Here is a 21,896-nt window from a genome sequence, read left to right as displayed (position 1 = left end):
ACCTTAATGAAAAGGTCGTTCTGGCCGGTATCCCCCCGGGTATCGAATAGGTCCCCGGAAGTCCTGGAAACGAAAAGGTCGTTCCGGCCGGCGAAAACCCCTTCCCTCAAACGGGTATAATTCATAATGGTAGAGGTTTTCTAAGGGATTGTAGCGGATAAAAGTCTGGGGGTTTTGATTCCGATAACGTAATAAATACGTCCGATAGGCCCTGAGTTGAGAATAATCAGGTCCACGGGACGGGATATCTATTTCTGAATAAGGGTTGGAATCCAATGGGAGTGAAATCCTGTCAGAAGTCTGGGGTTCCGAGTTCATCGAAATCCATTGGGAATCAGATTGGGGAGATTCGGGGGATTGAACAGGAGGCTTAACTCTTTTTCTCTCCCCGTAAGATTCGGATCTGTAGGTCTCTTTTTTTAGATTCTTTTCCCTTTTTCGAGGAAGTAAATTAACCTCCGGCTTATTCTCAATTTGAGCGGTTTTTAGCTCTGGACCCGGTGAATGGGATTCAACAGGCTGTTTATCGAGGTTTACCCCATCATCGAATTCGGATGTGGCAGGTAAATTCTGGGATTTGTTCAAAGTTCTAGAGGGAGATCCTTTCTTAGTTAGGGGGGCAGATGAGGTTTTAGGCTTACTGGAGTCTGTCCCGGGTTCGATTGCAGGGGATGAAGAAGGAATCAGCCCCGAAGGTTCGGCAACCGCGCTTTCCGATTGAAGGACAATGGGATCCAAATTATCCAGACGGAGGGATAATTCTTCATTGTAGGATATATGTCTGAGAAGGAAAAGAACTGTTAAGAGAATAATTACACCCACAGATAAGAAGCGAATTCCTCTCAACCATTTGGTGGAACGATTTTTACCGGAAGTTAGAGTGGAGCTGAGCCCTTGTTTTAAGAGGGTTTTGAGGCTTTGAGGATTGAGAACTTCCTTAAGCCAGGTCTCTGTTTGAAGATTCTTATCTTCCAGGGAAGAGATTCTCTCCTTGAAATCTCTTTCCAGCCTTTCTATCCCGGCCAGGACCTGGGTCAGTCCCTTCTTTAGTTGAAGATTCTTCTCTTCTTCCAGAATTCGTGCTTCCTTTAAAAGGGCTTCCATTTTTCTGTCGGCTTCTTGAATCTCTTCCAGTTTTTTCTCCAGGCGCTGAACGATCCCATCGGTTATCATAGCAGGACTCGACGTCCTGAGTTTCTTGAGTTCTTCAATCTCCTTTTGCCTGGAAGCCAGTTCTTTTTTATAATTACTTTCCAGGACTTGAATTTCTTCCTGCAACTGCTGATTTTTAATTCGGGATTCTTCCAGGTCTGTTTGCAAAGCAGAGATTTGTTTTTCATAGAGGGCCAGTTTTTTTCTAGTTTCCTCCGAGAGGGACTTATCTGCAGCGGCTTTGGCTTTAACGAGCTGTTTCAACTTTCCGATGAGAAGTTTCTCTTTTTTAGTCCTTTCTTCCAGCTCTGCTTTGATCTGGGCCAACTGCTGAGCGCTTAGAGCCTTGGTTTGATCCATCTCGGCCTGTAGCTGTTGAACCCTCTCCATAAGCTGAGCCTTTTCTTCCAGCATCTGGGCTTCGGTTTGCTTATATTGGACTTGAATAGAATTCAACTTCTGATTTAATTCCTCTTCTTTTCTAAGATGCTCGTTAAGTTGATTTCTTAACGCATCAACTTCTCGGCCTTTGACGAGCAGCTCAGCAAGTTGAGTTTCCAGCTCGGCCTCTTTTTTCTGATGTTCTTCAAGCTGTTTGCTTAAATTCGCCCCCCGGGTTTGAAATCTGGTCAATTCTTCTTTCAGCGCCTTTTCGGACTCTAATTTTTCCCAGATGGTCTTTTGAAGTTGCTGCTCGGCCTGTTTTACCTGTTCAAGCTCCCGGGCAATTCGCCTCTTCTGGGCCTCCTCGTCGGCAAGCTGTTGGGCTAATTTCTTTCTTTCCTGATCCAAACGTACCAAAGCTTTTCCACGTTGGATATGTTTCCGGGCGAGTTCCGCAAATTTGAGATGATCTTTCTTTTTAGTCTGCTGGAGACTATTCAGCTCATTCTTTAAGGTTGCAAATTCCCTTTCAATGTGTTCCTTAGCATCGATAATGGCCTGAAGCCGATTCTGAAGCTGAGTTTTTTCTTCGGTTAATCGGGCTATTTCCGTTACAAGTTCCTCCTGGCTTCGTCCTCCTTTTTTATCCGGCTTACTGAACCTCAGCTCCAGTTGCCGTTTAAGCTCATTGACCTGATCTAGCTTTTCTTTTAATAATTTAGCTGCAACCTTAAGCTTATCTCCTTGCAACTTTAACTTCTGGTTGGCTATAATTTTCTCTTTAAGTAAAGTGTCGAGTTGATCTTGAAGCTCCTGCTGATTGGCTTGGAGTTTTGCAATAGCTTCTTTAAACTGTTCCTCGCTGACGCGTTTAGCCTCCTGAAGTTCTTGGTAGGTCACCGTAAGAGCTTCCAGTTTTTCCTCAAGTTCCTTTTTTTCCCGGGAGATTTGAGACAATTCGGCTTTGAGGGATTTTTCTTTCAGTTTCAATTCCTCAATTTGCCTGGAGAATTTTTGCTGAATTTCTGTTTTTTCATATCCGGCCTGAGAGAGCTTTTCTTGTAAAATCCGTATTTTATCTTGAAGAGACTTTAAATCATTAATCGAATAGGCTTCAGATTCGGCGACTCGCCTGGATTTACCGACCAGATTATTTCTTTCTTCTTCCAATTGGGAGAGCTGTTCTTGAAATTCCTGTTGAAGTCGTCTTTTGCTCTCCAGGATCTTTTCCATTTTTTCTTTCAGAAGTTCCTGATTTCTCAGATGTTCTCTAACTTCAGCTTCGAGGAGTGCTTTTTCCTGAATAAGGGCCTGGACTTTACTGGACTCTTCCAGGGGGTTGTCTTCAGATCTGGAAGAAATATTTCTGGTAGATTTAGCCTCTTTTTCTTCCACCAGAGGGAATGTTAAGGGTGCATACAGGTCCAGGCTCTCTTCCATTTCAGGGGCCTGATTTGAATTTGGAGAAAAGGTTTCGGCCTGAGGAGAAAGGTCATCCTCTCCCTGGGAACCCGATATGTTTTTCGAAGATCCAGTGGGTTGGGGTTCTGAGGATTTTTCCCCTTCCCATGTCGGGGTATATAACTCAATGGCTTTCTTTTTTCCTTCCAAGGCTTGAGGATGATCGGGGTAGATGGCCAGACACCGTTGATAATAGGTTAAAGCCTTGGCCGCCTCTTCTTTTTCCAAACAGATTTTTGCCAGGTTTAAGTATTCATTCAGTGCCTCTTCCCTTTTACCTAGCTGTTGATAGGTTTCGGCCATTTTAGCCCTTATATCGAGGTTAGAAGGAAGTAGATTTAGAGCTTTCTGGTAATACTCCAGGGCCTCTGCCGGCTTCTGCCGTTTTGAGCTTAACTCTCCTAACGTGAAATATTCAAAGGCACTTTTTTCCAACTGCCCCAGATGCTGATAAATTTCAGCGCATCGGGTATGAGCAATAGCACTGTTATAGACCAGAATGAGAGCAGATTGATAAAGCCTGAGGGCTTTCTCATAAAAGCCCTGTTGGTATAGTTTTTCTGCTACGGAAAGATAAAGTTCATAAGCTTTGGTATGTTTTCCGATGCGATTATATTCTGCACCCAGATTTTCACAGGCCTGATCATCTGGAGCAAGAGATAAAATCTTTTTGTAGATCTCAATGAGATGGGTACTGACTTTAGAAGGATTATGCTGTTGGGTAAGAAGGTTAGCCGCCCGGTGGTAATGTTCTATAGCTGCTTGAGGCTGATCTAGTTTTACTAAAAGATCCCCCAGCTCAACATGAAGGGTTGGGTTATAAGGATCCTTGTTCAACTGATCCTTATACTGAGCTATCTTTTTCACCAGCTTCTTTTTACCTCCCCCTGAGAAAAGTCCGCCTAAATCCAAGTTCATAAAGGAACCATTCTCCTAAATCTAAGAAGGTTAAAATTCTATCTAATACTTCCGTCCCTACCTCGTTTCCAGGCCCTGTCCCCCTGCCATTGACTTAAAAACGAGCAAAAAAGTCTAATCTCTTTTTAGCTCCACCGGGAGCAATCTATTTATGGCAAAAACTAACGCCTAAAAACCTCTTAGTTCCAGGAGAAGCAGCCTGTTCCAACAGGTTACTCCTGCTGGAGCTGAGAGATTTTCAGATTCTCTAATGGCTATCATCAGGATGCCCCATGGGGTCTACTTAAACTTTAAGTCAACGACCTTAAAGCCCGGTTTTACCGTAGAAGAGACAGAACCCAGGGTAAACTATAAAGAATATCTGTCAATTTTTAGACATATAGAGCCATAAAAAGGTTTAGCAAAAGTAAAACGTAAAACATAAAAATCCGGCAGGGGAGTAACTGACGTTTTATAAATTTTATTTTAAAGGCCAAAAATACGGAAGAAATAGAGTGGCCAAAATCCAGAATAGAACATTTAAAGGCGTTCCCACCTTCACATAGTCGATGAACTTATATCCTCCAGGTCCGTAGACCATGGTGTTGGTTTGATATCCGATAGGAGTGGAGAAATCGGCGGAGGCTCCGAACATAACGGCCAGAATGAAGGGTTTAGGATTTACTCCCAGGGAGGTAGCGGTGGAAATCGCAATAGGAATCAGAAGTACCGCTGTAGCGTTATTGGACATCACGGCGGTAAGGAAACTGGTTAGAAGATAAAAAGCAGACAGGACCGCTGTAGGGCCTAGAAATCCGACCATAGAGATCAGGTGATGGGCAATTAATTCCGCTGCATGGGTTTTTTCCATAGCCGTTCCAAGGGCAATAGTTCCTGCAATTAAGATCATTACCGACATATCTACGGAGCGATAAGCAGCCTTGAGGGGGATACATCGGGTTAAAATCATCAGCATGACCCCTAGGAGGGATAAAACCAGGATAGACATAAAATCCAAAGCAGCCAGAACAATAACCATCAACATGATTCCAATGGCAATAGGGGCCTTATCTTTATAGATGACGGTCTCTTCAATACCTTCTAATAAGAGGAAATCCTCACAATCCCGAAGTTTTACAATGGAATCCACATCTCCCAAAACGAGGAGGGTATCTCCGAGTCGAAGCCGGATCTGTGAGATTTTCTCCCGAATGTGAATTCCGTGACGCTGGATAGCTACCACGGTCACGCCATATCGGTTTCTAAATCCGACTCCCCGTGTGGTGCGGCCAATAAGAGAGGAATTAGGGGTAATAACCAGTTCGGCCAGAGTACTGTTTTGTTCTTTAAATTTAATCTCTCCGGGAGATAAATCTGGAAGTAATTCTACATCATCTTTGTTATAAAGGGAGACAATATCTGTAACACTGCCCCGAACCAAGAGAACATCCCCTTCTTTTAATACCAGGGAAGGAAGGGGGGTCCAGAGGATTTCTTCTCCTCGAATGAGTTGAAGGATTTTAATGTCGGGGTATTTTTTTAGGATGGCTTCGGACAGTGTCTTTCCGGCCAGTGAAGACCCCTTAATGATTTCCATCTCGGTCAGGTATTCCTTGATATAGTTACCGGAGATATAACCCGTTACACTGGCCCGTCGGGGTAGCAGATGATAACCGATAAAAAAGATATAGAGAATACCGGCTACGGCGAAAATGATTCCCAATTGGGTAAATTCAAACATCTTCAACTCAGGGAATCCATATTTTTTAATCAAAAAGCTGACCAGGACATTGGTGGAAGTTCCGATCAGGGTGCAGGTTCCTCCAATAATCGTTGCATAGGAAGTTGGGATGAGAAGCTTCGAGGGACTTATCTCGGTCTGATAAGAAATACCTAAAATGATGGGAAGAAATACCATCATAACCGGAGTGTTGTTAATGAAGGCCGAGATAAAGGTAACGACCAGCAGGATGGATAAGAGAAGCTTTTTTTCATCCTTTCCGGAGATCTGTATAATCTTCTTCCCAATAAATCCCACGGCTCCGGTTCGGAGGAGACCGGCACTTAAAACAAACATGGCTGCTACGGTAATGAGGGCCGGATTACTGAACCCGGCGATCGCTTCCTCGGGGGTTAGAATACCGGTGAGGATCAAACCGATCATAATCCCCAAAGCAACGAGATCGGCGGGCACCAGTTCTGTTACAAATAACACCACCGAAGCAAGCAAAATAGCCAAGACGATAAGGATTTGCATAGAAATGGTTGCAAAATCGGAGGTGCCATGGTAAAGCGAATCACCATATTTATACCTCGACGGCGGTTCGTATTACCTATAGGTGAGAGAATTTTTTTCCACCTCCCATGTTGCTATCACCTGGGTTAAAACACTTTTGATAAAGATAGTCAGGGGCACTGAAAATACAACTCCCCAGAATCCCCACAGGTAATTACAGATTAAGATGGATAAGATAATAATGGCTGGATGAATATGCGTTGTTTTACCTGTAATAAAAGGGGTTAAAATGTTTCCTTCAATGGTTTGAAAGCCGATGTAAATCAGGCCGATTTTAACAAATCCCCACCAGGTTCCGAATTGCAAAAATGCTACCAGGAAAATGGGTATACTCACGATAATGGGACCGAAATAAGGGACCAGGGTAGAAAGTCCGGTTAAAAACCCCCAGAAAAGAGAATAGTTAAGACCGCTCAGAGAAAAAGCCACGGTGGTAAATCCCCAAAGTATCATAATCACGGCGAGCTTACCTCTAACAAAATTACCCATTTGCCGGTCGATATCATATAAAATATTGAGAACTAGCTCTTGATTCCCCGGTAAATGTCGTGTGAGCCAGGTCCAGAAGAGATCCTTGTCCTTCAAAAAGAAAAAAACCAGAAACATAATGACCAGTTGATCAACCACATTGGTAATAGCTCCGGTAATAGCCGCCAGAACCAGCGAGATAAAATTAGCTATAACCTTTTCGGTTTCAGCCGATATGCGATCTAAAACTTGCTGGCCATAGGTGGTATTAATAACCTCTTGATGTCTTGCCTGGAAATCAAGGATATACTGTCGGACCTCCCGGGTATAAAAGGGGATATCCTGGAGGAGATTGGTCAGTTGCTCGATAAATAGGGGGAGGAGCCAGAATAGGACAATGATCAAAAACCCTATAATAAGGATAAAAACCAGGGTAATGGCTAAGATCCTGGGGATCCCCAGAAGCTCCAAACGCGTTACCGGTTCATTGAGCAGATAAGCCACCACCATAGCGGCTAAAAAGGGGCGGAGGGGGGAAGAGAAGAAATAAAAAAGGACTCCTCCCATAAAGATAAAAAAAAGAGTTACCAGCGTAGGAGATAGTTTAAGTTTAGATACTGGAATCATAAAAACGGTTCCTTCCTCATTAATCCAAAATCTAGAGACTGATTTTAATTTGTTTTAACTTGCATTATGAGGGAAAGTCAATCATTTTATTTTTAGGAACGGGATAAAAATATGGAAAAGCGAATTTTTGGTAAGACCGGCTTAAGGGTTCCCACCATCGGAATGGGAACCTGGCGAACCTTTGATGTGCGGGGAGGGGAAGAAGAACGACGGCGCTACCAGATTGTTGACGAGGCCTTAAGGGTCGGAGCAAATTTTTTTGATTCTTCCCCCATGTATGGGGAGGCGGAACGGGTTCTGGGAGAAGCCCTTCGAGAGTCTCGAGACCGGGCTTTGGTGGCCACCAAGGTATGGGCCAATTCCCTTCGGGAAGGAAAAAATCAAATTCAGCGTGCGCTTCGGTTTTTTCAAGGACGTGTGGAGGTTTACCAGATCCATAACTTGCTTGCCTGGCAGGAACATCTACCGGTATTGGAAGAGTTAAAAGCTGAGAAAAAAATTCAGGTAATCGGGGCTACCCATTACAGTCCTTCGGCCTTTGGAGCACTTCGGCAAGTTATGGAGACCGGAAGGATTGAGGCCATTCAGATTCCCTACCATGCCCTGGAACGTACAGTCGAACGAGAAATCCTGCCCCTGGCCGAATCCCTAAAACTTGGGGTCATTGTGATGCGCCCTTTAGGAGAAGGGATGCTGGTCAGGCGTCAACCCGGGGTTACGGAGCTGGAGCCCTTTAAGAAATACGGAGTCGAGACCTGGCCCCAAATTTTATTAAAGTGGATTCTCAGTGATCCTCGGGTCCATGTAGCCATCCCGGCTACTTCAAAAATCGGACGAATGACCGAAAATGCCCAGGCCGGAAATCCACCCTGGTTCAGCGAAGAAGACCGGGAACGGGTCTGTTATCTGGCCAGAAAGGTTATTTAGAACTTTATCGGAACTGCTCAAGATTAATCACCAGAATCCAGAAGTCAGAATGAAGGGGTCGTTCTAAACTTTATCTATCCACCCTTTGTATAAAGATCCTCTCTCGCTGTTCTGACTTCTGACTTCTGATTTCCCATGGCTTATAACACAATTTTATATTCTGAAGACGGTCCCGTCGGCACTTTAACTTTAAATCGTCCCCACGATGGGAACATGTTCAATCCCGAAATGTGCCATGAAATAAGGGATTGCATTAACCAGATTCGTCGAGAAACCAGAACCCGGGTTCTGGTTATCACAGGAGCCGGAGATAAATTTTTCTGTCTTGGAGGAAGGAAAGAAGAGTTAGAGGATTCCCTTTTATATGCCGGAGTCTTACCTACTTTGGAAGTATACGAAAGCATCGAAAAGTTGCAAAAGCCTGTGATTGCTTCGGTTAATGGTTATGCCGTTGGGGGTGGTAACGTCTTACAAATGGTCTGTGATCTCACCATTGCCAAAGAAAGTGCCATCTTTCGCCAGGTAGGTCCAGCCATGGGAAGCTTCGATGCCGGGTATGGAACCTGGTATTTGGAAGACCTGGTGGGGAAAAAACGGGCCAAGGAAATCTGGTTTCGAAATGCCAAAATAACGGCTCGGGAAGCTCTTGAAATGGGCCTGATTAATAAAGTGGTCCCGGATGATCAACTTGTCGCAGAAACCAGGAAAATGGCTCTGGAAATTGCAGAGCGAGGATCCTTTGCCCTGGCTTCCATCAAGGCGGCCTTCAATGCTCGACATGGGGGAGTATCCGGTTTAGCCCGGCTATCCCATGATCTGCTACTCCGACTTTACCTGGATACGGCCGAGTCCAAAGAGCTGGGGGCTTCGTTCCAGGAAAAGCGGAAACCGGATCCTGAAAAATTCGGGCATTAAGGTAATGATTCCTATGAAAAAAATGAAAGCCCTGGTTAAGAAACGTGCCGAACCCGGCCTGTGGTTGGAAGAAGTGCCGGTTCCGGAAGTTGGCATTAATGACGTCCTGATAAGGGTTCATAAAACTTCTATTTGTGGTACAGATGTTCATATCTACAATTGGGATGAATGGGCCCAAAAGACCATCTCGATTCCCTTGATCATAGGTCATGAGTTTGTGGGAACCGTGGAAGAAGTGGGAAGTAATGTCCACGATTTTAACAAAGGGGATCTGGTAAGCGGTGAAGGGCATATTGTTTGTGGGCGCTGCCGAAACTGCCTGGCCGGACGCCGACACCTGTGTAGGAAGACCCGGGGGGTGGGAGTGGATCGAGATGGAGCCTTTGCAGAGTATATCTGTATTCCTGTAACCAATGTATGGTATTGCGATCCCAGCATCCCGACCGATATCCTTGCCTTCTTCGATCCCCTGGGCAACGCTACCCATACGGCCTTATCTTTTGATCTGCTGGGTGAGGACGTGCTGATAACCGGAGCTGGTCCTATCGGCATCATGGCCGCAGCTATCGCCAAACATGCCGGTGCCCGCTATGTAGTGATAACCGATGTTAATCCCTATAGACTGGAGCTGGCTAAAAAAGTGAAGCCTACCCGGGTGGTCAACGTCACCAAAGAGCATATCGAAGATGTGGTAAAAGAGCTGGGAATGAAAGAAGGCTTCGACGTGGGGCTTGAAATGTCTGGAAATGAGGAAGCTTTCAAAAGTATGCTGGCCAATATGTGCCATGGTGGTAAAATCGCCATGCTGGGAATCCATAAAAACAACTTCGCCATTGATTGGAACCAGATCATTTTTAACGGATTAACAATTAAAGGTATCTATGGACGGGAAATGTACGAAACCTGGTATAAAATGACTAGTATGATCCAGACAGGCCTGGATGTCTCTCCGGTCATCACCCACCGGTTTCGATATCAATTTTTTCAAGAAGGCTTTGAAGTCATGCGCTCCGGTAAATCCGGAAAGGTTATTCTTAATTGGATCGACTAGGAGAGGGAGGACTTCTGGAATATGGCTTTGGGATATTGAAATACGGCTCTCTGACACGGTTCTGGGACAGGAGGAAATGGGGATACGGAGACGTGAGAATTCCCCCCGTCTCCATGTCCCCGCGTCCCAGTGTCTCAGGAGTCCTCGTATCTTACTGGTGCTTTTATATCCTTGGGATTAATCCCTGTTGGTCAGTAACTCCTAAAAAGGAGGAAAATACCCATGTTTGAGACCATGAAACCTTACCTGAGGCAACAACTCCAGCAAATTGAGGAAAGTGGACTCTATAAAGTCGAACGGATCCTCATCAGCCCCCAACAGGCCAACATCCGTGTGAAGACAGGCCAGAGTGTTCTAAATATGTGTGCCAATAACTATTTGGGCCTGGCCGATCATCCTGAGATTATCGAAGCGGCTAAAGCAGGACTGGACAAATGGGGTTACGGACTCTCATCGGTCCGTTTCATCTGTGGAACTCAAGAGATTCACAAAATTTTAGAGCAAAAAATCTCCGAATTTTTAGGTACAGAAGATACCATCCTCTATACTTCCTGTTTTGATGCCAATGGAGGACTTTTTGAAACTCTGCTCTCCGAAGAAGATGCAGTCATCAGCGATGAACTTAACCATGCCAGCATTATCGATGGTATAAGGCTCTGTAAAGCCAGAAGATTTCGTTTCAGGAACTGCGATATGGAGGACCTCGAGGCTAAACTCAAGGAAGCCGCCGACTGCCGTTTCCGCCTCATAGCCACCGATGGGGTATTTTCCATGGACGGAACCATCGCCAGATTACCGGAGATCTGCGATCTGGCAGATAAATACAAAGCATTGGTCATGATCGATGATTCCCATGCCGTAGGAGTCCTCGGCAAGGGAGGAAGGGGTACCCATGAATACTGGGGAGTCATGGATCGGGTAGATATCATTACAGGTACTCTCGGAAAGGCTCTGGGTGGAGCCAGTGGTGGTTATACCAGTGGAAGAAAGGAGATCGTGGAACTGTTGCGCCAGCGCTCACGACCCTACCTTTTCTCCAATACCCTTGCACCCGCCATCGTGTGCGCATCCCTCAAAGCCCTAGAGATGATCTCGACTTCAACCACTTTACGGGATCAGCTCGAGGAAAATACACGCTACTTTCGAGAAAAAATATCCAAAATTGGACTCAACATTAAGCCCGGTATCCACCCCATTGTACCGATCATGCTGGGTGATGCGGTGTTGGCCCAAAATATGGCCGCCAGATTACTAGAAAAAGGAATCTATGTTATCGGCTTCTTTTATCCCGTGGTGCCTAAAGGAATGGCCAGAATTCGGGTTCAGATCTCGGCAGCCCACTCCCGGAAAGATTTGGATTTTGCCGTAGAAATGTTTGCCGAAGTCAAAAAAGAATTTGGAATATAAAACACCTGACCGTAAATCAGGGAAATTCTCACAGAGGTGATCCACTCGACTTAGCATCACAGACCTGTCTGCGGGACAGGGGCAATCTTGATCCCGCTAGACGGTAGACGGTAGGGAATACGTTATCTGCAGGGACCAACCAGGTGTTGCAAATAGAGTAGTCACCTCTGAAAGCCTGCTCGCTTTTGGAGAAAGGAGGAGCAACCATGAACCTTTTGTTTCTCCTAGGAAGAATTATTTTCGGGGGATATTTCATTTTAAGTGGTTTAAACCATTTTAAAAATCTTCCCATGTTATCGGGCTATGCTCAATCGAAGGGCACTCCAGCTCCCTCAGCAGCAGTGATAGTTTCAGGTATTATGATCCTGCTGGGCGGGTTGAGCATACTTCTTGGGACATATCCTGTTGTGGGTATTATCTTGATCATAGCTTTTTTGGTTCCTGTCTCCTTCATAATGCATAATTTTTGGGCAGTTGAAGATCAACAAATGAAGATGGCAGACATGATTAATTTCACAAAGAACATGGCCCTGGTGGGAGCCGCCTTGATGTTTCTGGCCATTCCAAGGCCTTGGCCGCTGAGTATTGCGCTGGGAGAATAGGATGGGCCTGGTAGCATTTTTGAAGTTGAGGGCATCGGTTTTGGTTTCTTAAATAGGGGATGGGGAAGCAAATTTTATCGAACTCATGAAAACCTCAAGGATTATACCGATAAAATTACCCGGACTCGGAATCAGAACGCGCCACCGGAAAGCCGTGAATCTTTTTCTCAATCACCCCTTTCACATAGGGAAGCATGACCTTGTTTTCCAACATCCACTTAAGTTCATCCGGCTCGAAACCTTCCAACAACTTTAAAATAAGATGGGGGGGGGTTCGAGGGTTGTTAAGAAGCGCAAAGCGAATTTGGGGATGGTTCTGCCATTGAGGATTTTCTCCGATTTTATTTAGAATGTGGCTGGGAGTTTCCAACCACCTGGAAAGATTTAGAATCATATCGGCATCGTCAAAGAACCGCTTCAGAATAAAATCTAAGAAGGTAAGGCTCTCCGGAGGTAACTGATCCAGCATCCTGAGAATATCCCCGGAAGAAGCCTCCATGACTGCTATCTGATCGGATAGTGAGAGATGGATAAAAATCTCTCGGGCTATTTTCTTAGCTTCCAGACGAACCTCTGCGGCTATTTTCTTTCTATGGAAAACGACGGCGAGATCCTTCAATCGCAGGGAAGGCAAAATTTTCTTTAAGGAGGTGGGATCCATTTGGGGGTTGCAAACGATAGCCAGCAGAATCTCATGGCGATGGGACCATCGAGAGTGATGGGCGATGAGGTTGAGTATTTCTGAAACCTTGCTGGTCTGAGCGATAATCAATACGTCTTCTTCCGTTAAATGGGGATTAACCAAAAGGGCTTCAATGATTTTTGGGTCGTTATCATGGAGAAATTTCGGAATCTCTGCTTTTGTGGCATTCCGGGCCATGGTGATACGCTCACCCAGGGAGATCCCCTCCTTGGCCAGGACTTTGCTGGTACCCAGAATAGCTTTCTCCTGAACCTCCAGTCTTCTCTGTTCAAAACTTTTCTTCTCCTTTTCTATGAGATGATTCACCAAAAGGTTCAGATAAGCTTCCTGCACGAAGGGATAAAAGATGTTTTCAACTCGAATTTGCTCCACAAGCTTTTCAATAGCGGCGTAAGGAACGCCATCAAATTGGTTCTTTAATTCCTCAATGGTTTTATAGAGTTCCAGATACCTGGAAATCAGGAGATTTTCTCGATGTTCCATTTCGAATCTCTCCAAAAGACTGATGGCATTCTGGCTTTCTCCGCTATTATAATAAATCAGGCTCAGGTTAATATAACCCTCCAGAAATTGAGGATAGACCTCGATGAGACCCCGATAGATCTCCTTAGCTTTACGGATCTCCCCTTTCTTCCAGTGCTGATCTGCAATCCAGCAATAATCTTTAATAGCTCTACGTATCAATTCGGAGAGTTCACTATCCATGGATTCCAATGAAGAATGAGCCATAACCTGTTTCCAGTAGGCAAAAGAAAGGGGATAATTACCCTGACACTGATGAAGGATTCCTAAGTAAAGATATTGCTGGAGAGGGATCCACTCTGGCTTCTCAGAGAGTCCTTCAAGGTTCGGCGCAAACTTAGCCAGTTGATTCCTGATCTTTTCAGCCTCTGCATGATTCTGACGGTTCAAAAGGTCTTGAATAACTCGGTTATATTCTCGAACGATCTGAGGCTTTAAGGAAAGGCCTGGAGGAGTATATTTAACGGCATGGTCCCAATAGATCAGTGCCAGATTATAATCTCCTTTAGATTGATGAGCTAAAGCCAGAGATACGTAGTGATAAAAGGGATCTCGTTCTTGTTTAATGTGTTCAAACACCTTGACTATTGGTTATCCGCTGCCTGTTGCCTATTGTTTGCTAACCCTGAGTCAGGACAACTAACAAGAGACAGTGGATTAAATCTCTAATTGAACAACTTCTTCCAGAACCGGACTCAGGCTCATATTGATCCCTTGAATATGCTGAATAGTGAAATTCCGATCTATCCAGTTGTGGCTGTGTCCCCAAAGGGCCACTTTGACCTTAGGATAATTTAAAAGCAACTCACCCATCCGATGACTTCCCATGTAAGCATTACTAAAGGCGAGTCCGGGATCCGGTCGTTCTTTGATTCCTTCTTTAAAGGGAACATGGTGGGTAATACAGATAATTTTTTCAACAGTCGGATTCTGCTGACACCAGTTTAATTGGGCCTTTAGATGTTCCAGCATGAGATTGCAGAAGGTATCATCGGAGTACCTCCAGGAAATACCCACTACATCGTTCCAGGTCACCACACCTAGTTTTTTATCCCTGATATAGAGAAGAACCTTTCGGGCATAGTCTTCGTCATTCAGTTGAGACCATGGTTTGTAGATCCGCTTTCCTTTTTCTTTATCCAGGTAACCGACGAAAACTTCATCTGAAAAAGGAATTTTAGTTTGCCGAAAGGAGTAATCGTACCATCCTATATTGCCTACAAAGGCGATGTTTTTGTAGATAAAAGGGGTAATCTGCTGATCCAGATAATGAAAGCCATAATCTTTAAAAAGCTCAGGGAACCACTGCTTATACCGCTGATAAGAGTCTCCTCCCTTCAAGACCCAGAGATCATGGTTCCCTACGGTCGCTATTTTAAGCCCTCTAAACTTCTCAAAAAGTCCCAAACACCGGTGGTAACGCTCTTCCTGAATCTCTGAGATATCCCCACCTAGAATTAAAACCTCTGCCTCGGAGTCACATATCCTTTTGACAATCTTTTCCAGATGGTCCTTATGTCTGGGGTAATGAAGATCGGAAAGTGCAATGATTTTCATGGATTTTTCCCCTTTTTCCTCGCCTTAACAATATGATGACTTTTTACCGTCAAAAAGCGCCCTCCTTGTTGAACATACTGGACCCACCGATCCCACCGTCCGTCTTTCATCCACTTTACTTTTAAGGGACTATTCTTAAAATATAAGTCGATCATTTCCTCCGGGCTTTCAAATTTTATAACTTCCTTTTCAATTTGGAAGAATTCTAGGGTAAAGCCGGTCTTTTCCAAAACCTCTTTTAAACGCTCCTCTGTATAGGCAAATCGAGAAGGAATACCTAATTCAAGCCACTGATCATGATGAAAGCATGCAAAAATCAGGCAAGATCCCTCTTCCAAAGCTTCAAAGGACTTGTGAATAATTTCATTTGACAGACAGAGGTTAGCCACGACCAGATCCGGTCTTCTTCCCTGGAGAAATTCCTGATAAGGAGTTTTCTCGGCATCTCCCTGGACAAACTTTACATGGGCCAAGGCCTTCTGATCTGCCAGTCCCCTTGCTCGATGGATTTCCTCCTGGGAAATATCCACGCCTACAATATATTGGGCATAGGGAGCCAGCTCAAAGGTTAAACCACCACTTCCGCAGCCTATATCTAAAAGCCATTTATTTTGAATATTTTCCTCCAGGATTAAGCCAATCAAAGTCGGGCTCGGCTTGTGAGAATGTATACGCCCCTGTTGTTGGGCGTATGAGGTAATTGAAATAGTAACCCGGGGTAACATATCCTTGCCGAACATTTTCGTCCATACCTCGTTTTCAGGTTCCAGCCTCAACACCGTTGTAAGCACTTTATCACTCCTAACATCCCTCATTCCCATACGCACCAGGATAAGGAGTGAGGTCCATGGGGAGGGCCCCCTTCCCCCGCTTTGCAGGGGAAGGAACTTTGAAGCGAAGTTCCATCCCCTGCCTCCCCCCCTACTCCTCCCGTGGACGGGGGGACCACAGGGAGGCAGAGTGGAGGGCGCCTTAACCTGGCGCCTAGGCCCTCATTCCCCCTTTGAAGAGGCTTTTAATGAAGCTATGGACCGAAATGTTATGCTTAAGTAATATCTTGATACACCTTTCAACCTATACCTTTCCCTTGACAGAGTCATAGGAACTAAGATTATACTTAAAAAATAGCTATGGTCACTTCCCTTCAGAAAAAACCCTTGCGGGTTTCCGTAATCGGTATTGACGGTTCCGGGAAAAGTTCTACGACCCTTCGAGCCATTCTCCAGTTGGGCTCCGACTTTTCCATCTGTAAACCGGGTCGGGATCCTTTTGCCCTCCAGGGTGGTCAGATTACCTATTGCTTGCCCAGGATTTCCCGGTTCTTCGAGTCCTTCTTTAAATCTGTGGATGCCACCAAAAAAAGATCCTGGATCGGCATGAGTCGTATCCTCTTCGTACTTTATCAGGGATGGTTAGAACCCTATATGATCCGTAAGTATCAGCCGGACCTGGTTATAAATACTCGATGCATGATTATCGACCCGGCTATTTATAGCCACCTTTATTACCCCCGGTTAGGTAACCGCTTAAGCCTCAAACAGAAACTCCGGATCGCACGATCCCTTTCCCGACTTCCCTTTCGGGATCTGTATATTTTTTTAAATACTCCCGCTCAGATAGCCATGGAACGCATCTACAAGCGTATTGCCAGGGAACCTGGTTATGAGTCACAGTCCCGAGAATACTGGTTGCACCTCCATGAACAAGAAACCATCCTAAACCATTTGAGTGAGAGATTCCGGGAAACCCTGATGGTTGCCCAAAAAATGGCGCCCTTCAAGGTAATCGAAATCGATACTTCTCAGTATCCTGAAGAGGAAGTTGCCGAATGGATTAATCAACAGGTGCGTCTTTTCCATCAAAATTTACTGACCTGTTTTAACTATTGACTTTTAGTTTAAAGTAAGGCATTAAACTCTTGGCGGCACTTTATAAATTTTCGTTCCCGTTTCAGTCTATTCCAGAGGTCACCTTAACGGGGTTGACTTAGGACCATAGAGGGAAATACCATCTTGTCCGGGACGAATAGCGGATTCGTCCTGCCTGTTATACCGATAACCGATTCATGAAGGTGATTTATTAAATTGGAACGGTATTGAAAAATTATCTCCTATGCTAACGGAAAGGGAAGAAAATTTTATTCGTTCCCATCGGATTGCCCACATGGCAACGGCAGACCAAACCGGCAAACCCCATGTGGTTCCCATCTGTTATGCTTACGAAGGGGGATTTTTATATTCGGTTATTGATGAAAAACCCAAAAAAGTAGCTCCCTATAAGCTCAGACGGGTCCGTAACATTGAAATTAATCCTCAAGTAGCTCTGGTTATCGATGACTATAATGAGGATTGGAGTCGGTTAGGATTTGTATTGATTCAGGGAAATGCGCAGATTTTATCCATGGGAACCGAACAACAAAGGGCCATTAAACTTTTGCGGGAAAAATACCCGCAATACCAAACTATGGCCCTGGAAGATAAGCCTGTCATCAAGATTACGCCGATCAGTGTAAAAAGTTGGGGAGCCGTATAAATTACAACCTTTCATCCTGAACCCTGAGCCATGAATTTGGTTTTTGATTTATCGGCTATCAGGAATAGTTCAGGGTTCATTATTTATAAGGAGGTTTCATGAAATTCGGTACTTCTATTGTAAATCGAGGTCCTTTAGCGACACGAGACAACATGGTTCGATTGGCCCAAAAAGCAGAGGAGTTGAATTTTGATTCTGTCTGGATTTCAGACCATATTGTGGTCCCTACGGAGATTTACTCCAAATATCCTTACAGTGTTGGGGGAGAATTTCCTGCCAAACCTACAGAGCCTTATGTGGAACCCCTGACTTTGATGACTTATCTGGCAGCCTGTACCCAACGGATAAGTTTGGGAAGTTCGGTACTTATCATTCCTTATCGAAATCCGGTTTTTGCGGCCAAGATTATTGCTACCCTGGATTACCTTTCCAATGGAAGGGTTATTGTTGGAGCGGGAATAGGTTGGATGGAGGAAGAGTTCAAGGCCTTAGGGCTTAATACCTATCAGGAAAGGGGCGCGGTAACCGATGAGTACATTCAACTCTTTCGAGAGCTTTGGACTAAAGAGAATCCCAGTTTTAAGGGTAAATACTATCAGGTCTCCAATATTGGATTCTCTCCTAAACCCGTTCAAAAACCCTGTCCTCCTATCTGGATCGGTGGTCATACCAAACCGGCCATCCGTCGGGCGGCTACTTTGGGCGACGGCTGGCATCCCATCGGATTAAGACCACCGGCCGATTTATCCCCCGATGATTTCGCGAACCGTGTCAAATACCTTCGGGATTGTGCCCTTGAAGCCGGTCGTAATCCGGATATGATCACCATCTCTTTCCGGGTGCCTCTCCAATTTACCGATAATCCAGGTTCTCCCAGGAAACCTTTCACGGGTAAGCCTGAAGATATTGTTGCGGACATTGTACACTATCGAAACTTAGGAGTTCGTCACCTGATTGTGGACTTTATGCTGGGGAGTATGGAAGCCATCCTGGAAGGGGTAGAGCGGTTTGCCAGGGAAGTTATGCCCCTGGTTCCCAAAGGATAAAAAATACAGGGTAGATCCGGGTTTGCCCTTTCTCAGAGGAGGCTTTTACTCTCTCAATCTGAATAATTCAGAGATCCTAAACAGAACTCCTTGTGAAGACCTGGGCAGGAGTTATTTTTATTAACAGGAGCTATTTTTATTAAATAGAGGGAAAGTAAGGGTAAAGCTTATGACTTTACCCTTAATTTTTAGAGGTATGAATAAAACTCAATTTATAAAAACAGTTCTCTGGAGGGGGCTTCGCAAGTATTGTCCTCGTTGTGGGCAGGGACAGATATTTCACTCTCTATTTAAAATGAATATCGTCTGCCCCATCTGCAAGCAGGAATTTTCCCGCGAAGGGGGAGCTATGATAGGCGGTATGTATGTCAGTGCAGCCATTACCCAGGCCTTTGCCATTCTGCTTATTGTTTCGGTCTGGGTGTTTACCGATTGGTCGCCGACTTTTTCCATCGCTATCTGTGCTCCCCTGGCCGCACTTTTTAGTTTCTGGTTTCTTCCTTATTCAAAAGCCATCTGGGTATCTGTGGATTATTTGATAGATGTCTTTTCCGGGGAGTCTACTTTACCCCCCTCTACGAATTCTGGAGATCGATGGAATCTCTAATACCCCCTGTTTCTCTATCCTCAAGAATCCTTACGATCCTCCGAAAGAGGATTCTCTTTATAATAAAGGCGCAGATAATCCACCCAGGCCTCTGCACTGGCTCCTTGACCGGAGGTTTTTGTAACCAAACTCACTACCACGCCATCTACCTTATCAGGGTCTAAAACCAAATAATCTAAAGCTTCCTGGTAAAGGTTAAGATGAATCCGTTGCCACTGATCTTCGATGGAGATTACCCGTATCTGCTTTTGATTTTGGACTGTTCGAGGAATTCCTCTTAGAGGGAGTTGCTCCAGGACAGAAGGTTGCCGGTTCGTAATCCAAAATCGGCCCAGCAGGGTGTTACCATGGAACAACTCTATATCCACAGCGACCTCAGCCATACTGAAGACACTTCCTAATCCATCTGGACGCTTACCCTTTAACTTGACCCTACCATCAAAATAAAGATTTCTCAGGGTATTTACAGAAACAGACTGAGAGAGCGCACAAAATTTACACTGAAAAGTAACAGATAAAATCCCATCCTTAACTCCGGCTTGAATGACAGCTTCTGGATCAAATTGGGTTTCCTTACGCCATCCCTTAGACCAATGATTTTTAAACTCACCGTTTTCCAGAAGATTTCTGGCTATTTCCCTGGCGGCCCGGGGATCCATCTCCTCCTTATCGGGGGATCGACCCAATTCTGGAATTTTCTTCCAGAACTCCCACCATCGTGGACCACTCACCGAAGAAGGAACTTCTCGGGAAAAGATCCCCAGGCTAGAAGGAAATAAATATCCTGCCAGGTACTTAATTCCCACAAAAAGAACTGCCAGAAGCACCAGGGTCACGATTATATTCTTAATGAGACCCAGGATAAAGAAAACCAACTCTCTAAACAACCACCTTATCACGAAATGGTCCTTTATTCTTTATCCCTTGTCCTTTGTTGGTCACAGAGTATTTTAAAGTCTCCCCCAAGACGGTCATAAAGTTTCTTACCAACAACAATGGACGATGGACAACGGATAAAGCTAAGTTTCATAAATCCGCCGTAATTCTTCCGTGGCCCACTTGATGGAATCCTGGGGAGACTTTAAACCCTGGATAGCAAAGGCAAACATATCGGTAATAATGTATTTGGAGAGGACTTCAGAAGCCTTCCGGCTGGGAGGACCGGCATACCCGGGAGATCGACCATACTGGGCTAAATCTCTATAAGGAAGGACTATCGGATCCCGTTCCCACATGGGGTCATTTTCATACGCCCGGGTTGCTGCGGTATAGAAACCCCCACCGATGGATAACCATTTATAAAAGTTCTCTCGTTCCATGAACCAGCGAATCAAGTCCAAAGCTGCATCGACCTGTTTGGAATACTTCATGATGGCGTATTCAAAGGTATTGTGGAAGTGGAACCTGCCGGCAGGACCCCGGGGATTTGCTGCATGGCGAATTTTGGAAGCTAATTCCGGATTATCTTTTTTAGCCGCTACATAAATACTGGCGGCATTGAGCGTACAGGAAATTTGCTCGGCCAGAAAAGCCCGATTGTTACTGGTATCATCCCAAGACAAGCCGGTTTCATCATAACAATCTTTCCATAATTGAATGACCATTTCTACGGCTTGAAGCGTCTCAGGACTATCCAGAGCTACGGTTTTCCCATCAGCTTCTACCTCTTTAGCACCAAAACTCCACAAATAGGGATAGTGAATGGAGTAGCCATCTACATAAGTATGACCAAAGGTTTGTCCGAAGGGCCGACCCTTTGCTTTTAAGATTTTTCCAACTTTATGATATTCTTCCCAGGTATCTGGAAATTCTTTAACACCTATTTCTTCAAACCAATCCACCCGATAAGTTTGGGCATTGTTAATAAAAACGTTGGGAATTGCTTTCCATCGCCCTTCTACCTTACAGTGACCTACAATTTGATCGTAAAATCCCCCAAATTTCTGACCCAGCTCTTCACAAATGTCATCGACATCCACGCAACCACTGGCATAGAGATGAGGCCAGTTATGGAGTACTTCAATTATATCCGGGCCTGTATTATTCTGGATAGAAGCCGCCGTTTTGGCCTGGAGATCATTTCCATTAATCATTTCAATGGTAATCTCATATCTGTTCTGCTTTCCCCATTCCTCAGCCTGTTTTTTCAATTCTTCATCGGTTCCCACAGCAAAACTAGGAGTTTTTAAGATATAAAGTTTCCCTCCCTTGAGGGCAGCCGGAGCTTTCTTAGAGGAAAGAATCTCGGCCAGCGTCACACTGAGAGCTGCCGTACCGGTTATTTTAATAAAGTCTCTTCGGCTGACCTCAGAGGCCGGAGGGACTTTTTCCTGATTTAGATGATCATTCTGTAACACCTTCATGGTAATGGAATCTTCTTATCCCGGACATTACAGGGGACGAAAGAAACAACCTCATCTGCCGGATTTTATTTCTCTCAAACAGATAACTTTGTCACTTCCGCTCCTCGTAATGATATTCCTCTATTAAATTAGATAAGTTATACGAACTTCATATTTCGTTCCTATGCAAGGATACCTCCTTTTCATGACGAATGGATATGCTTTAGATTCTTCGATTTTATTAAAAAATCCCAGTTTCTGGCAAGGAAATTTTAATAAAATTTTCATCCTTAAGCCAAAGGGCGGCTTATTATATAAAGGATGGGCAGTCGTATGGGAAAAAAACACTTACTGGCAGATATATTCCTGATCTTCGTGGCTTTCGTGTGGGGGATTAACA

General features: G+C 44.7%; 17 protein-coding genes. 9 read left to right on the top strand and 8 right to left on the bottom strand.

Translation table 11 applies throughout. From position 1 onward, the window contains the following. Positions 1 to 3 precede the first annotated feature (3 nt). From VNM22_03665 to VNM22_03655, 3 genes are all read right to left on the bottom strand, one after another. Positions 4 to 3,915: a tetratricopeptide repeat protein gene (locus tag VNM22_03665; GenBank protein ID HWP46238.1), complete on the bottom strand. Its 3,912-nt coding sequence runs from the start codon at positions 3,913 to 3,915 to the stop codon at positions 4 to 6. Between the two features lie 460 nt (positions 3,916 to 4,375). Continuing rightward, complete coding sequence (locus VNM22_03660) at positions 4,376 to 6,151, bottom strand: SLC13 family permease (GenBank protein HWP46237.1); 1,776 nt, start codon at positions 6,149 to 6,151, stop codon at positions 4,376 to 4,378. Between the two features lie 72 nt (positions 6,152 to 6,223). Continuing rightward, positions 6,224 to 7,285, bottom strand: coding sequence for an AI-2E family transporter (locus VNM22_03655; protein HWP46236.1), 1,062 nt, complete (start codon positions 7,283 to 7,285; stop codon positions 6,224 to 6,226). 111 nt (positions 7,286 to 7,396) lie between these two features. Between VNM22_03655 and VNM22_03650 the strand changes: the two genes are divergently transcribed. The 5 genes from VNM22_03650 to VNM22_03630 all read left to right on the top strand — a co-directional run bounded on the left by VNM22_03650 (position 7,397) and on the right by VNM22_03630 (position 12,187). Further along, on the top strand, positions 7,397 to 8,212 hold the full coding sequence (locus VNM22_03650) for an aldo/keto reductase (GenBank protein HWP46235.1): 816 nt from the start codon (positions 7,397 to 7,399) through the stop codon (positions 8,210 to 8,212). Positions 8,213 to 8,347: 135 nt separating this feature from the next. Further along, entirely contained in the window at positions 8,348 to 9,127 is a 780-nt protein-coding gene (locus VNM22_03645; protein HWP46234.1) for an enoyl-CoA hydratase-related protein, read from the top strand. A gap of 13 nt (positions 9,128 to 9,140) precedes the next feature. Next, positions 9,141 to 10,178 carry an L-threonine 3-dehydrogenase gene (gene tdh / locus VNM22_03640; GenBank protein HWP46233.1) on the top strand — a complete coding sequence of 346 codons (1,038 nt, stop codon included), beginning with the start codon at positions 9,141 to 9,143 and terminating at the stop codon, positions 10,176 to 10,178. Between the two features lie 222 nt (positions 10,179 to 10,400). Then, entirely contained in the window at positions 10,401 to 11,585 is a 1,185-nt protein-coding gene (kbl, locus tag VNM22_03635; GenBank protein HWP46232.1) for a glycine C-acetyltransferase, read from the top strand. Positions 11,586 to 11,791: 206 nt separating this feature from the next. Beyond that, positions 11,792 to 12,187 carry a DoxX family membrane protein gene (locus tag VNM22_03630; GenBank protein ID HWP46231.1) on the top strand — a complete coding sequence of 132 codons (396 nt, stop codon included), beginning with the start codon at positions 11,792 to 11,794 and terminating at the stop codon, positions 12,185 to 12,187. A gap of 115 nt (positions 12,188 to 12,302) precedes the next feature. Here the strand turns inward: VNM22_03630 and VNM22_03625 are convergent, their stop codons facing one another. From VNM22_03625 to VNM22_03615, 3 genes are all read right to left on the bottom strand, one after another. Further along, positions 12,303 to 13,991 (bottom strand): hypothetical protein, encoded by a 1,689-nt coding sequence (locus VNM22_03625; protein ID HWP46230.1) that lies wholly within the window; start codon positions 13,989 to 13,991, stop codon positions 12,303 to 12,305. A gap of 78 nt (positions 13,992 to 14,069) precedes the next feature. Continuing rightward, positions 14,070 to 14,969 (bottom strand): metallophosphoesterase, encoded by a 900-nt coding sequence (locus VNM22_03620; GenBank protein HWP46229.1) that lies wholly within the window; start codon positions 14,967 to 14,969, stop codon positions 14,070 to 14,072. After that, entirely contained in the window at positions 14,966 to 15,760 is a 795-nt protein-coding gene (locus VNM22_03615; GenBank protein HWP46228.1) for a methyltransferase domain-containing protein, read from the bottom strand. Before VNM22_03615 ends, VNM22_03620 begins: the two co-directional genes overlap by 4 nt. Positions 15,761 to 16,099: 339 nt before the next feature. On the opposite strand from VNM22_03615, the gene VNM22_03610 reads away from it, so the two are divergent. The 4 genes from VNM22_03610 (at position 16,100) to VNM22_03595 (ending at position 19,154) form a co-directional block, all read left to right on the top strand. Then, complete coding sequence (locus VNM22_03610; protein ID HWP46227.1) at positions 16,100 to 16,858, top strand: hypothetical protein; 759 nt, start codon at positions 16,100 to 16,102, stop codon at positions 16,856 to 16,858. Positions 16,859 to 17,081: 223 nt separating this feature from the next. Continuing rightward, on the top strand, positions 17,082 to 17,501 hold the full coding sequence (locus tag VNM22_03605) for a TIGR03668 family PPOX class F420-dependent oxidoreductase (GenBank protein ID HWP46226.1): 420 nt from the start codon (positions 17,082 to 17,084) through the stop codon (positions 17,499 to 17,501). 98 nt (positions 17,502 to 17,599) lie between these two features. Continuing rightward, positions 17,600 to 18,547: an LLM class F420-dependent oxidoreductase gene (locus tag VNM22_03600; protein ID HWP46225.1), complete on the top strand. Its 948-nt coding sequence runs from the start codon at positions 17,600 to 17,602 to the stop codon at positions 18,545 to 18,547. 196 nt (positions 18,548 to 18,743) lie between these two features. Beyond that, a complete protein-coding gene (locus tag VNM22_03595) occupies positions 18,744 to 19,154 on the top strand; it encodes a DUF983 domain-containing protein (protein HWP46224.1) in 411 nt (136 codons plus the stop codon). A gap of 20 nt (positions 19,155 to 19,174) precedes the next feature. On the opposite strand, the gene VNM22_03590 is transcribed toward VNM22_03595, so the two are convergent. After that, the gene (locus VNM22_03590; protein ID HWP46223.1) at positions 19,175 to 20,053 is read right to left on the bottom strand and encodes a hypothetical protein; all 879 of its coding nucleotides are present in this window, start codon (positions 20,051 to 20,053) and stop codon (positions 19,175 to 19,177) included. 120 nt (positions 20,054 to 20,173) lie between these two features. Next, positions 20,174 to 21,517: an extracellular solute-binding protein gene (locus tag VNM22_03585; GenBank protein HWP46222.1), complete on the bottom strand. Its 1,344-nt coding sequence runs from the start codon at positions 21,515 to 21,517 to the stop codon at positions 20,174 to 20,176. Between the last annotated feature and the right edge of the window lie 379 nt (positions 21,518 to 21,896).

This window comes from Candidatus Limnocylindrales bacterium (assembly GCA_035559535.1).
In the GTDB taxonomy this organism is placed as follows: domain Bacteria; phylum Moduliflexota; class Moduliflexia; order Moduliflexales; family JAUQPW01; genus JAUQPW01.
The sequence above is the reverse complement of the archived record's forward strand: the minus strand, read 5'-3'. Positions and strand labels throughout refer to the sequence as shown.